This window comes from Streptomyces sp. NPDC088762 (assembly GCF_044750905.1).
Taxonomy (GTDB): Bacteria; Actinomycetota; Actinomycetes; order Streptomycetales; family Streptomycetaceae; genus Streptomyces.
The window spans coordinates 185,177-199,309 of the sequence record NZ_JBIVKT010000015.1 but is presented as its reverse complement, the minus strand read 5'-3'; the positions used below and the strand labels follow the sequence as shown (position 1 = coordinate 199,309).

At 70.7% G+C, this 14,133-nt stretch carries 10 protein-coding genes; 7 read left to right on the top strand and 3 right to left on the bottom strand.

From position 1 onward, the window contains the following. The first annotated feature begins 348 nt into the window (after positions 1 to 348). Both thrS and ACIP5M_RS28570 read left to right on the top strand, forming a co-directional pair. Positions 349 to 2,325, top strand: a complete 1,977-nt coding sequence (gene thrS / locus ACIP5M_RS28575; RefSeq protein WP_401202050.1) for a threonine--tRNA ligase — start codon at positions 349 to 351, stop codon at positions 2,323 to 2,325. A 69-nt stretch (positions 2,326 to 2,394) separates the two neighbouring features. Continuing rightward, positions 2,395 to 2,955: an HIT family protein gene (locus ACIP5M_RS28570; RefSeq protein ID WP_401202048.1), complete on the top strand. Its 561-nt coding sequence runs from the start codon at positions 2,395 to 2,397 to the stop codon at positions 2,953 to 2,955. Between the two features lie 45 nt (positions 2,956 to 3,000). Here ACIP5M_RS28570 and ACIP5M_RS28565 read toward each other — a convergent pair whose 3' ends face one another. From ACIP5M_RS28565 to ACIP5M_RS28555, 3 genes are all read right to left on the bottom strand, one after another. Then, positions 3,001 to 3,402, bottom strand: a complete 402-nt coding sequence (locus tag ACIP5M_RS28565) for a DUF1992 domain-containing protein (RefSeq protein WP_401202047.1) — start codon at positions 3,400 to 3,402, stop codon at positions 3,001 to 3,003. An 89-nt stretch (positions 3,403 to 3,491) separates the two neighbouring features. Then, complete coding sequence (locus ACIP5M_RS28560; RefSeq protein ID WP_401202045.1) at positions 3,492 to 5,153, bottom strand: hypothetical protein; 1,662 nt, start codon at positions 5,151 to 5,153, stop codon at positions 3,492 to 3,494. A gap of 141 nt (positions 5,154 to 5,294) precedes the next feature. Beyond that, complete coding sequence (locus tag ACIP5M_RS28555; protein WP_401202043.1) at positions 5,295 to 7,490, bottom strand: elongation factor G-like protein EF-G2; 2,196 nt, start codon at positions 7,488 to 7,490, stop codon at positions 5,295 to 5,297. A gap of 250 nt (positions 7,491 to 7,740) precedes the next feature. On the opposite strand from ACIP5M_RS28555, the gene pgsA reads away from it, so the two are divergent. The 5 genes from pgsA (at position 7,741) to ACIP5M_RS28530 (ending at position 14,131) form a co-directional block, all read left to right on the top strand. Then, positions 7,741 to 8,406 (top strand): phosphatidylinositol phosphate synthase, encoded by a 666-nt coding sequence (gene pgsA / locus ACIP5M_RS28550; RefSeq protein WP_401202041.1) that lies wholly within the window; start codon positions 7,741 to 7,743, stop codon positions 8,404 to 8,406. Further along, positions 8,406 to 9,332, top strand: coding sequence for a phosphatidylinositol mannoside acyltransferase (locus ACIP5M_RS28545; protein ID WP_401202039.1), 927 nt, complete (start codon positions 8,406 to 8,408; stop codon positions 9,330 to 9,332). The genes pgsA and ACIP5M_RS28545 overlap by 1 nt, the downstream gene beginning before the upstream one ends. Next, positions 9,332 to 10,504, top strand: coding sequence for a glycosyltransferase family 4 protein (locus ACIP5M_RS28540; protein WP_401202038.1), 1,173 nt, complete (start codon positions 9,332 to 9,334; stop codon positions 10,502 to 10,504). The genes ACIP5M_RS28545 and ACIP5M_RS28540 overlap by 1 nt, the downstream gene beginning before the upstream one ends. 136 nt (positions 10,505 to 10,640) lie before the next feature. Next, the gene (locus tag ACIP5M_RS28535; protein ID WP_401202036.1) at positions 10,641 to 13,142 is read left to right on the top strand and encodes a hypothetical protein; all 2,502 of its coding nucleotides are present in this window, start codon (positions 10,641 to 10,643) and stop codon (positions 13,140 to 13,142) included. Further along, positions 13,139 to 14,131 carry a phosphotransferase family protein gene (locus ACIP5M_RS28530; protein ID WP_401202034.1) on the top strand — a complete coding sequence of 331 codons (993 nt, stop codon included), beginning with the start codon at positions 13,139 to 13,141 and terminating at the stop codon, positions 14,129 to 14,131. Before ACIP5M_RS28535 ends, ACIP5M_RS28530 begins: the two co-directional genes overlap by 4 nt. Positions 14,132 to 14,133 lie beyond the last annotated feature (2 nt).

Sequence of the window (14,133 nt, the reverse complement as noted above, 5' to 3'; positions counted from 1 at the left end):
CGCAGGACGAGCGCGCAACCACCCTGAACATGTCGAAGCGGGGGCTTCGTGCGCGAGCCGAGGAGACACTCCGGCGGGGCACCGCCCCAAGCCCCGCTCCGGCCCCACCCGGAGGGCACCCCCCAGCCCCGCCGGCGTTTGAGGCGAACCCCACCCGGCCCGGGGAACGGGGCCCCGCCCCGGGGGCGCCACCCCAGCCCCGCCGGCGATTGAGGCGAACCGGGGCCGGCCCCCGGGGGCCGGGGATCGGGGGCCGCGCGGTAACCGTTTAGCGGCGCAGCCACAACGCTCGGTACGATTCACGCGCGCAGTGATTCCCCAGCGCACCCCCTGAGTCAGGAGAGACCGGTGTCAGACGTCCGTGTGATCATCCAACGCGATTCCGAGCGGGACGAGCGCGTGGTGGCCACGGGCACTACGGCGGCGGAGCTCTTCGCCGGCGAGCGCACCATCGTCGCCGCACGCATCGCGGGCGAGCTCAAGGACCTCTCGTACGAGGTGCAGGACGGCGAGACCGTCGAGCCGGTGGAGATCTCCTCCGAGGACGGCCTCAACATCCTGCGCCACTCGACCGCGCACGTCATGGCCCAGGCCGTGCAGGAGCTCTTCCCCGAGGCGAAGCTGGGCATCGGCCCGCCGGTCCGGGACGGCTTCTACTACGACTTCGACGTCGCCAAGCCCTTCACTCCCGATGACCTCAAGACCATCGAGAAGAAGATGCAGGAGATCCAGAAGCGCGGGCAGCGGTTCGCCCGCCGCGTGGTCTCCGACGAGGCGGCCCGCGAGGAGCTCGCCGACGAGCCGTACAAGCTGGAGCTCATCGGCATCAAGGGTTCGGCCTCCACCGACGACGGCGCGAACGTCGAGGTGGGCGGCGGCGAGCTGACCATCTACGACAACCTCGACGCGAAGACCGGCGAGCTGTGCTGGAAGGACCTCTGCCGCGGTCCCCACCTGCCCACCACCCGCAACATCCCGGCCTTCAAGCTCATGCGCAACGCCGCCGCCTACTGGCGCGGCAGCGAGAAGAACCCGATGCTCCAGCGCATCTACGGCACTGCGTGGCCGTCGAAGGAGGAGCTGAAGGCGCACCTCGACTTCCTCGCCGAGGCCGAGAAGCGCGACCACCGCAAGCTCGGCAACGAGCTGGACCTCTTCTCCATCCCGGACGAGATCGGCTCCGGCCTCGCCGTCTTCCACCCGCGCGGCGGCATCATCCGCCGGGTGATGGAGGACTACTCGCGCCGCCGGCACGAGGAGGAGGGCTACGAGTTCGTCTACTCCCCGCACGCCACCAAGGGCGCCCTCTTCGAGAAGAGCGGCCACCTGGACTGGTACGCGGAGGGCATGTACCCCCCCATGCAGCTCGACGGTGGTACCGACTACTACCTCAAGCCCATGAACTGCCCGATGCACAACCTGATCTTCGACGCGCGCGGGCGCTCCTACCGTGAGCTGCCGCTGCGCCTGTTCGAGTTCGGCACCGTGTACCGGTACGAGAAGTCGGGCGTGGTGCACGGCCTGACCCGTGCCCGGGGCTTCACCCAGGACGACGCGCACATCTACTGCACCCGTGAGCAGATGGCGGAGGAGCTCGACCGCACGCTCACCTTCGTGCTGAACCTGCTGCGCGACTACGGTCTGACCGACTTCTACCTGGAGCTGTCCACCAAGGACCCGGAGAAGTTCGTCGGCTCGGACGAGGTCTGGGAGGAGGCGACCGCCGTCCTCCAGCAGGTCGCCGAGAAGCAGGGCCTCCCGCTGACCCCCGACCCGGGCGGCGCGGCCTTCTACGGCCCGAAGATCTCCGTGCAGGCGCGCGACGCCATCGGCCGCACCTGGCAGATGTCGACCGTGCAGCTCGACTTCAACCTGCCGGAGCGCTTCAACCTGGAGTACACCGCGCCGGACGGCTCCCGCCAGCGCCCGGTCATGATCCACCGCGCGCTGTTCGGCTCCATCGAGCGGTTCTTCGCCGTACTGCTGGAGCACTACGCGGGCGCCATGCCGCCGTGGCTGGCCCCGGTCCAGGCGGTCGGCATCCCGATCGGCGACGGGCACGTGGAGTACCTGCAGGAGTTCGCCGCCGAGGCGAAGAAGAAGGGTCTGCGGGTCGAGGTGGACGCCTCCTCCGACCGCATGCAGAAGAAGATCAGGAACCACCAGAAGCTCAAGGTCCCCTTCATGATCATCGTCGGTGACGAGGACATGGCCGCGGGCACCGTCTCCTTCCGCTACCGCGACGGTTCGCAGGAGAACGGCATCCCCAAGGACGAGGCGCTGGCCAAGCTGGCCAAGGTCGTCGAGGACCGCGTCCAGGTCTGAGCCACGAGGAAGGCCCCCGGAGAGTGATCACTTTCCGGGGGCCTTCTCCGTCCGTACCGGCAAGGTCATATGCTTGCCGCCATGACGAGTGAGCCGGAGCAGCAGAACGGCGTTGGCACGCATGACGGGTTCCAGCGCCTGTGGACCCCGCATCGGATGGCCTATATCCAGGGCGAGAACAAGCCCACCGGCCCCGAGGCCGGCGACGGGTGTCCCTTCTGCGGGATTCCGGAGATGTCGGACGAGGACGGGCTGATCGTCGCCCGCGGCCGGCACGTCTACGCGGTGCTCAACCTGTACCCGTACAACGGCGGGCACCTCATGGTCGTCCCCTACCGGCACGTCGCCGACTACACGGATCTGGACTCGCTGGAGACCGCCGAGCTGGCGGACCTCACCAAGCGGGCCATGGTCGCGCTGCGCAAGGCGTCCGGGGCGCACGGGTTCAACATCGGCATGAACCAGGGCAGCGCCGCCGGCGCCGGCATCGCCGCGCACCTGCACCAGCACATCGTGCCCCGGTGGGGCGGGGACACGAACTTCATGCCGATCGTCGGTCACACGCGGGTGCTGCCGCAGCTCCTCGCGGACACCCGGCAGATGCTCGCCGACGCCTGGCCCACGGGCTGAGGCACTCTCGTGCCGTGACCGGGAACGTTCACCGGGGCCACGGCACTAGGCGGTGCGTGCGGCGCGCCGCTCCTCCAGGACGTCCTCGACGTCGAACTCCGTCAGGTTCAGGGGTGGGCCGGGCGGCGGCATGCGCAGGGCCGCCCGGATCTTCTCGTTGATCTCCGTGAGCACGGCCCGCGCCTGACGCTCGGTGCGGGCGGCCAGCGCCGCCTCCCGTGCGTCCTCGGCCTCCTTGCGCAGCGCGAGCGCCGGGGGCAGCGGCGAGAAGCCCTCGCGGTGCAGCTTCCCCTTGATCCACCACAGCTCGTCGTACGGGGCGTCGAGCGAGGCCAGGGGTTTGCCCCAGCCCGGCAGGTTCTCGAACTCGCCCCGGTCGGCGGCTTCCCTGATCTGCCGGTCCACGAAGGACTCGAAGCTCACGCCAGGCGGCTTGCGTTCGGTCACGGTCGCTCCTCCCGGGCCGACGGGCTGAAGGCGCGGGAGCCTGCCCCGCACCTTCAGCGTACCCAGCCCGCTCCCGCCCCCGGCCGGGGCTACGCGTCGTAGACGTCCGCCTTGCGCGGAGCGGGCTCCTGGATGAGACCGCTCATGATCGAGGAGCGGTTCGTGAAGCGCTCCGTGTCCACGCCGTTCTCCTCCAGCACCCTGAAGGTGGCCGCGTGCACCGCCCTCAGGACCGGGGCGACGGTGCGCAGGGCGTCGTCCGCCATGAACCGGTGGCGCCACATCGAGCCCGCCCACACGTGCCGCACCCCGAAGGGCTCCGGCAGGACCAGCTTGCCGCCGAAGTAGTCCAGGATCGGCGGGAACCAGGTCAGCGGGGCCCGCACGGCGAGGCGTACGACCTCGTTGGCGTCGACGAGGGGCAGCGGGCGCTCCACCGTCTCCCAGAACCGGATGCTCTTGGGCACCTCCACCACCGGGGCCTTGGACTTCGTGGTGAACAGCCCGTGGACGGGGCCCAGGGCGTGCGCGGTGACGTCCACGCGCAGCGTCTTGTAGAGCACGGTCACGGTGACCAGCATGGTGATGACGAGCTGGCCGTCCCAGAGCGGGTACTGGATGCCGAGGTAGTGCCGGTTGCCGGCGCTGAACTGCTGCTCGTTGCAGATCCGGGTGATCTCGTGCGGCTTGATCAGGAAGGTGTCGACGTTCTCGCCGGTCGGACGGGCCACCTCGGCGGCGCCCTCGCCGACGGGGGTGACGATCCAGTGCTGGATGGCGGCCGGCGGGAAGCCCCCGGTGTGCAGGGGGCCGCGTTCGAGCTTGCGCAGCTCGGTGTCGATGGCGCGTATGACGTCCCAGCTGCGGAAGGGGTGGATGTCGGCGCCCTCGGTCCTGGGGGCGAGCTCCTCCGCCATCTGCCAGCTGCCCCAGCGGGTGCCCATGCCGAGTATGCCCTTGGGGCCCGCGTAGAAGACCTGGTTGCTGCGGTCCTCAGCGGTCAGTTTGGCGAGCTGGTGGCGCAGGTCCTCCCGGGCCTTCTCGTCGGGGTTGCCGGGGACCGCCTCCGGGATCTTGGCGCCGATCCCGTCACCGTCCAGCAGCCCGTCCCAGCGGGCGCGCAGGTCGGCGGCGGTGGACTCGCACAGCCGGCGGGCGAGCACCCAGCCCAGCGCCGGGGCGATGATCATGCCGCGGAGGTAGAGGCCGAGGAAGCCGCTGAAGGGCAGCCGGAACATCAGCACCGCCACCACCAGGGCGACGCCGACCAGGAGCGCGGTGCCGATCCAGGACGTGCGCCTGCTGCCGGACAGGGTCTTGCGGAGCTGGAACAGACCCAGCCAGAGCAGCAGCCCGGGCAGGAACAGCAGCCCGCAGACGAGCATGATCAGGCGGAGCTTGCGGTCGCGCTCCTTGCGGAGGCGGGAGGCGGCCAGGCAGTGCTCCACGACGGTCTGCGGGTCGGCGCCGAAGGACTGGATGAGCGGTTTGCGGCCGGCGCCGAGGGTGCGGGCCTCGACGGCCCGGCAGTAGGCCTCGCCGAGGCTGGGCTCGAAGAGGGATATCTTCGGGGGCTTGACCGTGGCGGCGTGGTTCTCGTTGTTGGCGTCGAGTATCGCGGCGAGCTTGGTGTCCTTGCCGCCGTCGCGGTACGCCGCGGAGGCGAGGGCGTTCGTCGCCGCCGTCTGCCCCCCGCCCCCCTGGAGAGGGATCTGCGCTCCGGGCCTGAAGTCGAATCCGTCGTCCGCCACCGCTGCCCCCATCGCTGTGCGTTCGTGCTTTTTGGTGCGCCGACGAGCCTATCGGCGGATCCCGCCCCATGGGTCATGGGACAGGGAAATGCCGCCCACCGCAAGCTGGTTGGGTGGGCGGCCGATGTGCTGCTACACCAATCAACTTCCCTTCCCGGCCTGTTCGCGCACCTTGTCCGCGATCTGGGGCGGCATCGGCTCGTGGCGGGCGTAGGCCCGGGCGAAGCGCCCGGTGCCGTGCGAGACGGAGCGCAGCTCGATGGCGTAGCGGCCGATCTCGATCTCGGGGATCTCGGCGCGGACCCGGGTGCGCCCGGGATCGGCCTGTTCGGTGCCGACGACGCGGCCGCGGCGGCCGGCGAGGTCGCTCATGACGGGGCCGACGTACTCGTCGGGGACGAGCACGGCGAGCTCGGCGACCGGTTCGAGGAGGTGGATGCGGGCGTCGGCGGCCGCCTCGCGCAGGGCCAGGGCGCCCGCGGTCTGGAAGGCGGCGTCGGAGGAGTCCACCGAGTGCGCCTTGCCGTCGAGCAGGGTGATCCGTACGTCGACCAGCGGATATCCGGCGGAGACCCCTCGGGCCGCCTGGGTCCGTACGCCCTTCTCCACGGACGGGATGAACTGGCGGGGCACGGCTCCGCCGACGACCTTGTCGACGAACTCGATGCCGCTGCCGGGCGGGAGCGGCTCGACCTCGATCTCACAGATGGCGAACTGGCCGTGGCCGCCGGACTGTTTGACGTGCCGGCCGCGGCCGGCGGCCTTCGCGCCGAAGGTCTCGCGCAGGCTCACCTTGTGGGGTACGGGGTCGACCTGGACGCCGTAGCGGGTGCGCAGCCGTTCGAGGGCGACGTCCTGGTGGGCCTCGCCGAGGCACCACAGGACGACCTGGTGGGTGTGCGGGTTCTGCTCCAGCCGCATGGTGGGGTCCTCGGCGACCAGGCGGGCCAGGCCCTGGGAGAGCTTGTCCTCGTCGGCCTTGCTGTGGGCCTCGATGGCGAGCGGGAGCAGCGGGTCGGGCATGGCCCACGGTTCCATCAGGAGCGGGTTGTCCTTGGCGGAGAGGGTGTCGCCGGTCTCCGCCCTGGTGAGTTTGGCCACGCAGGCCAGGTCGCCGGCGATGCACTTCTCCAGGGTGCGCTGCTGTTTGCCGAAGGGCGAGGTGAGGGTGCCGATCCGCTCGTCGACGTCGTGGTCCTCGTGCCCGCGGTCGGCCAGCCCGTGGCCGGAGACGTGGACGGTCGCCTCGGGGCGCAGGGTGCCGGAGAAGACGCGGACCAGTGAGACGCGGCCGACGTAGGGGTCCGAGGAGGTCTTCACGACCTCGGCGAGCAGCGGGCCGTCGGGATCGCAGGTGACGGCGGGGCGGGGGGAGCCGTCGGGGGCGGTGACGGTGAGGGCGGGGCGCTCCAGGGGCGTGGGGAAGCCGCCGATGATCAGTTCGAGGAGTTCCACGGTGCCCAGGCCCTGCTTGCCGCCCTCGGGAGCAGGTGCGGCCATCAGGACGGGGTGGAAGGTGCCGCGGGCCACCGCCCGCTCCAGGTCGTCGACGAGGGTCTTGAAGTCGATCTCCTCGCCGCCGAGGTAGCGGTCCATGAGGCTCTCGTCCTCGCTCTCCGCGATGATCCCCTCGATGAGGCGGGAGCGGGCGTCGGAGATGAGGGCAAGTTCGGCGGCGTCCGGGTCGCGCGCCACGCGCTCGCCCGAGCCGTACTCGTACACGCGCCGGGACAGCAGGCCGAGCAGGCCGGTGACGGGGGCGTGCCCGTCGGGGCCGGCGGGGCCGTGCAGGGGGAGGTAGAGCGGGATGACGGCGTCGGGGTCGTCGGCGCCGAAGATCTCGCCGCAGACGGTGGTCATCTGCGTGTAGTCGGAGCGGGCCGCCTCCAGGTGGGTGACGACGATGGCGCGGGGCATGCCGACGGCCTCGCACTCGTCCCAGACCATGCGGGTGGCGCCGTCGATCCCGTCCGAGGCCGAGACGACGAAAAGGGCCGCGTCCGCTGCGCGCAGACCGGCCCTGAGTTCTCCGACGAAGTCGGCGTATCCCGGGGTGTCCAGGATGTTGATCTTGATTCCGCCCCATTCGACGGGGACGAGGGAGAGCTGGATGGACCTTTCCTGCCGGTGTTCGATCTCGTCGTAGTCGGAGACGGTCCCGCCGTCCTCGACCCGGCCGGCCCGATTGACCGCTCCTGCGGTCAGGGCCAGGGCTTCGACCAGCGTGGTCTTGCCGGATCCGCTGTGGCCGACCAGCACGACATTCCGTACGGAGGAGGGGCGGTCGGCCGCCAGTGCCCTGCCGGCGGCTCCGGATTGGTGTGATGTGGCTCCCATGGTGCTCGCGCCTCCCGGTGGTGACGGAGGAAGAAACGGGGTTCTTTGAGCTTTGCACTGCTGTCACACCGCGTCCATACGTCGTACCCGGGGACGCCCCCGGGGCCGCCGGCGGCGGTCCCCGGCGTGAAGTGCGTCCTACGCGGCACGAACCGGCGGGTGCGCGGCATCCGGGAGGCGGCGTGCTGGCTACGATGGGCCAGCCGGTGGCCGTGGTGGCCGTGCGGCCCAGCGACCCTCCGGGAAGGCCATGCTGAACAAGTACGCGCGTGCATTCTTCACGCGTGTTCTCACGCCATTCGCCGCTTTTCTGCTCCGGCGGGGGGTGAGCCCGGACGCGGTCACCCTGATCGGCACGGCCGGAGTGGTGGCGGGAGCGCTGGTCTTCTTCCCCCGGGGCGAGTTCTTCTGGGGCACGATCACCATCACCCTCTTCGTCTTCTCCGACCTGGTGGACGGGAACATGGCCCGCCAGGCCGGCGTCTCCAGCCGGTGGGGCGCCTTCCTCGACTCCACCCTCGACCGGGTGGCGGACGCGGCGATCTTCGGCGGGCTCGCGCTCTGGTACGCGGGCTCCGGGAACGACAACGTGCTGTGCGCGGTGGCGATCTTCTGCCTGGCCAGCGGTCAGGTGGTCTCGTACACGAAGGCGCGCGGCGAATCGATCGGCCTGCCGGTGGCCGTCAACGGGTTGATCGAGCGCGCCGAGCGCCTGGTGATCTCGCTGGTCGCAGCCGGTCTGTCCGGTCTGCAGACCTTCGGGGTGCCGTCCTGGATCGGGGTGCTGCTGCCGATCGCCCTGTGGATCGTGGCCGCGGGCTCGCTCGTCACCCTGATCCAGCGGGTGGTCACCGTACGCCGCGAGTCCGCCGAGGCCGACGCCGCGGCGGCGACCGCCGAGGGCGGGGCGGCCTGATGGCGGCGGGGGGCGGGGCGACGGTGAAGGACAAGCTGGTCGACGGGCTGTACGGGCTCGGCTGGGCGGGAGTGAAGAAACTCCCGGAGCCGGCGGCGGTCGCGCTCGGCCGCAAGATCGCGGACGTGGCCTGGAAGCGGCGCGGCAAGAGCGTGCTGCGGCTGGAGTCCAACCTGGCCAGGGTGGTGCCGGACGCGACGCCGGAGCGGCTGCGCGAGCTGTCGCAGGCGGGCATGCGCTCGTACATGCGCTACTGGATGGAATCCTTCCGGCTGCCGGCGATGGACGCGCGGCGCTTCGGCACGGACGTCGAGATCAAGGACGAGCACATCCTGCGCGAGGCCGTCGCCTCCGGACGCGGGGTCATCGTGGCCCTGCCGCACCTGGCCAACTGGGACCTGGCCGGTGCCTGGGCCACCGGTCACCTCGGCATACCGTTCACCACGGTCGCCGAGCGACTCAAGCCCGAGTCGCTCTACGACCGCTTCGTGGCCTACCGGGAGAGCCTGGGCATGGAGGTCCTGCCGCACAACGGCGGGGCCGCCTTCGGCACCCTCGCCCGCCGGCTGCGCTCCGGTGGCCTGATCTGCCTGGTCGCGGACCGGGACCTGTCGGCCTCCGGGGTCCAGGTGGACTTCTTCGGCGCGGCGGCACGCATGCCGGCCGGGCCGGCGCTGCTGGCGCAGCAGACGGGGGCGGCGCTGCTCCCGGTGACCCTGTACTACGGGGACTCGCCCAAGATGTACGGCCGGATCCACCCCGAGGTGGAGCAGCCGAAGACCGGGACCCGGGTCGAGAAGACCTCGGCCATGACCCAGGCGGTCGCGGACGCGTTCGCCCTGGGGATCGCCGAGCACCCGGAAGACTGGCACATGCTGCAGAGGCTGTGGCTGGACGATCTGACCGACCAGGGGGAGCGCCCGTAGTGAAGATCGGCATCGTGTGTCCGTACTCGTGGGACGTGCCGGGCGGCGTCCAGTTCCACATCCGGGACCTGGCGGAGCACCTGATCCGCCTCGGCCACGAAGTGTCGGTCCTGGCCCCGGCGGACGACGAGACCCCGCTGCCGCCGTACGTGGTCTCGGCGGGGCGGGCCGTTCCGGTGCCCTACAACGGCTCCGTCGCCCGCCTGAACTTCGGCTTCCTCTCCGCCGCGCGGGTCCGCCGCTGGCTCCACGACGGCACCTTCGACGTGATCCACATCCACGAGCCGGCCTCGCCCTCGCTCGGCCTGCTGTCCTGCTGGGCGGCGCAGGGCCCGATCGTGGCGACCTTCCACACCTCGAACCCGCGCTCGCGCGCGATGATCGCCGCCTACCCGATCCTCCAGCCGGCGCTGGAGAAGATCAGCGCGCGGATCGCGGTGAGCGAGTACGCCCGGCGCACGCTCGTCGAGCACCTCGGCGGCGACGCGGTGGTCATTCCCAACGGGGTCGACGTCGACTTCTTCGCGAAGGCGGAGCCGAACCCCTCCTGGTCCGGCCAGACCCTGGGCTTCATCGGCCGCATCGACGAGCCGCGCAAGGGCCTGCCGGTGCTGATGGCGGCGTTCCCGCAGATCGTGGCAGCCTGCCCGGACGTACGCCTGCTCGTGGCGGGCCGCGGCGACGAGGAGGAGGCGGTGGCCGCCCTCCCGGCGGACCTGCGCTCCCGCGTCGAGTTCCTCGGCATGGTCTCGGACGAGGACAAGGCCCGGCTGCTGCGCAGCGTCGACGTGTACGTGGCCCCGAACACGGGCGGCGAGAGCTTCGGCATCATCCTGGTGGAAGCCCTCTCGGCGGGCGCGGCGGTCCTCGCCTCGGACCTGGACGCCTTCGCCCAGGTCCTGGACCAGGGCGGTGCGGGCGACCTCTTCACCAACGAGAACGCGGACGCCCTGGCCGCCGGCGCCATCGCCCTCCTGCGCGACCCGGCCCGCCGCAAGGAACTCAGCGCCCGCGGCTCGGCCCACGTCCGCCGCTTCGACTGGTCCACGGTCGGCGCGGACATCCTCGCGGTCTACGAAACGGTCACCGACGGCGCTGCCGCGGTGGCCGAAGACGAACGGGTCCCCCTCCGCACCCGCCTGGGCTTCTCGAAGGACTCTGCCGGCTCCTGAGATCCCCGGGGGCGGCCTCCGCCACGCCGAACCGGCTTACGTCAGACGGCTGTTCGGCGTGGAACGCCACGGGTGCGCGCCTCCCGGATGCGGGTAGCCTCGCCTCTGGACCGTAGAGGAACCGGGGGGATTCACCTTGTCCATCAGGCCGCGCTACCGCCGGGTTTCGGCACTGCAGCGACAGTTCTTCAACCGTGAAGGACTCCTCGCCGTATACGACGAGGAGCTGCGGGACATCGCCGAGCGCCCCAGGATCCTCAACGTCGTCGGCATCGGAGGGATCGGGAAGTCGCGCCTGCTCCAGGAGTTACGACAGCGGACGCCGGAATCCTTCCGAACGGCCCGGCTCGACCTGCAGCTGCCCACACTCCGGCAGCAGGAGGACGCGCTCGCCGTCCTGCGTACGGAATTCGGCGCGCAGGGCGTGAAGTTCGACCGCTTCGACATCGCCTACGCCGTCCTGTGGCAGCGCGTTCACCCGCAGCTGCAGATGGACCGGAGGAACACGCCCTTCGCCGAGGAGAGCGAGGTCTTGTCGAAGATCCTCGACGAGGCCATGGGGCTGCCGGTCTTCGGGACGGCGGCGGGCCTGGTGCGGCTCACCGGACGGGCCATGGCCAACCGGCAGCGTCGGCAGCGGATCGAGGCGGATCCGACGCTCCAGGAGCTGGACGGCCTGTCGAACGCCGAGCTTGGCCACGCGGTGACGTACCTGTTCGCACAGGAGATGCGCCAGTCGGCCCGGGAGCGGCCCTACGTACTTTTCGTGGATGCCTACGAGGCGATGGTGCCGACACCGCTGCCCGGCGGACGGAGCTTCGCCACCGACGCCTGGGTGCGCGACCTGCTGGGTCAGCTGGACGGCGGGCTGACCGTCCTGGCCAGCCGGGAGGCGCTGCCGTGGGCGGCGTACGACCGGGACTGGGCGGCGGTGATCCGCAAGGCCCGGGTCGGCGGCCTGCCGATGGCCGCCCGGCTCGACCTGCTGGCGCAGGCGGGGATCACGGAGATCCCGCGGCAGAGGTCGATCGCCGAGGCGAGCGCCGGGGTGCCCTTCTACCTCCACCTCGCCGTGGACACCCATCTCCAGAACCCCGCCCTCGACGCGGACGCCGGAACGTCGGAGGAGATCGTCCAGCGGTTCCTCCAGCACGTCGCGCCCGACGAGGTCAGGATCCTGGAACTGCTCAGCATCGCGCGGACCTTCGACGTGGAGGTGTTCCGGGTCATCGGCCGGACCTTCGACCTGCCCACGAACCTGCTGACCTGGGAGTCCCTGACTGCGTACTCCTTCGCGTACCCGCTCCCCCAAGGGTGGTACCGCCTACACCAACTGATGATCGCGGCTCTGCAGGGGCATCTTTCGCCGGCGGTGAGGCGGCACGTCCACTCCGTGCTGCGGGAGCACTGGGAGGGCTTGGCGGACCGGGTGGAGGCCGGGACGGAGAGCGGGGGAGTAGCCCGTTCCTCGCCGCTGCGCGAGGCGGTCTACCACGGACTGCACGCCGGGAACCTTTCACCCGAGCGCATCCTCAAGCATGCCGACCGGGCCATCGGCATGAGCAGCCGGCAGGCCGTCGACGGCATGGTCAAGGACCTCCGCGACCATCTGGCGTCAGCGGTGGGCACCGAAGGGGACACTGCCGCTCTCGACGGTATCCGTGACGCCGCCGACTGCCTCGAGGCCGAGTCGAAGCTCGAGCTCGGTGACGCCAATGGCGCCATTGCGCTCACGCTGGCGGGGGAGGCGCCGGTCCGGTCGGTGGTCTCGGCACGTCTGGCACTGGCGGGCGCCAATGCCAGGAGGATCGCGGGAGAGAGCAGCCTCGCGGCGCGCATCTTCGAGAAGGTCTGGGAGGAGCACGACGGAGAAGCCCGGACCTCCGCAGGCCTGTGCGTCTCGGACATCAGGATGTGGCAGGGCGACTTCGAGGGGGCCTTCGCCCTGGCCGAGGAGGTCCACGGGATCTGCGCCCCCGAGGAGCGGGTGACCCGGGGCGACCTCAAGCGCCTGATGCACCTCGGCCACCGGTTCCTGATGGACTTCGGCCGCGCCGAGGAGCTGATGGACCAGGCGGAGGAGGAGTACCGCGCGGCCGGTGCGGTCATCGGCCTCGCCAACATACGGACGAACCGCGCGGAGCTCCTGGCTTTCACCGATCCCGAGGCAGCCGTCACGGAGGCGGGGAGCGCTCTCGAAGTCCAACTGGACCTCGGCGCCCAGCACGAGATCGGAAAGGTCTACACGGCCATGGGTATCGCCCAGACCCGGCTGGGCCGGCTGGACAGGGCGGAACAGTCCTTCCACAACGCCAATGCCGCGCTCGACCGGGCCGGTTACCGCTCCGGCCGGGCCAGGGCGGACATGTTCCGGGCGTTCCTGCTGCTGCGGCGGGGGGAGCGGGAGGCGACACGGGACCTCTTGCTGCACGCGGCCCGTGAGTTCGAGATCTGCCAGGTCTATCCTTCGCTGATCCTGGCCATTCACCGTGCGGCCGAGCGGATCGGCGTCGCAGATCAGGAAATCATGGCGCTGGCCGAACGGGCCCGCCCGTCGCTGCGGATCCCCGGAGCGGCGGAGGACCTCGACCAGCGGACGGAAGACGTCCTGTCGATGTTCATCGAGGTGGCCTCGTGACGTGGTTGGAACTGTACGGCCGGGCCCTCGCGGCAGACGAAGCCGCCGCGGGCTACTACAACCGGAACGTGGGGGTGCCCACGGCCGACGGCAAGGTCAACGTGCGCATCCCCCTCGCGGCTGCCGACGTCATGGATCTGCGCCTGTGGCGGGAGGAGGACGTCCTCGCCTCCATCAGGCCCTACGTCGGCCGCGTTCCCGAGCTGCGCCACGTCTCCGAGGAGCCCCGGTTCCAGGTTCACCACTTCATCGAGGGCCGGGTGCTCGACAGCTTCTCGCCCCGGGGAAGTTCTGTGCCCGTCAACGTGCTCGGCGATGTGGTCACCCTCATGGACCAGCTGGTACGGATCCCGCCGGAAAAGGCCCCGGAGGTGCCCGCCCACTGGCCGGCCTCGGGTGACAGCGGAGGCTTCGGCCGCCTGCTGGCCGGGCTCACACGGGACGTCCACTCGACGTACGGAGGTCAGTACGGGGAAGTCTTCGCGGAGCTCGGCATCCCGGCCGACCCGCTGGCGGTGGTGGAGTCGCGCTGGGACACGCTCACTCCCCGCCCGTTCGCCGTGCTCCACGCCGATCTGCACCGCAAGAACATGATCGTGGCCGACGGGGTCACCTGGTTCCTCGACTGGGAGCTGGCCCTGTGGGGGGACCCGATGTACGAGATCGGGATCCACTTCCACAAGATGGACTACCCGGAGGACCAGCGGGCCGCGGTGTTGCGACGGTGGCGGGACACGTTGCCGGAGCAGTCCACGGTCGGCCCGCTCGAGGACCTGGACCTCTACATGGCTCATGAACGGATCAAATCGGCGATCGTCGACACGGTCCGCTACTCGAAGCAGCTCACCGACGCCACGCAGCCGGAGAGGGACTTCCTCATCGGGCGCCTGGTCAAGAAGGTGAACGCAGCCCGCCGGGTGTGGGGCTCACCCGAGGACCTGACCCCGCAGCGGGTCGCGCGGACCCTCGCCCCCTGGCTGGAGGCATAGCC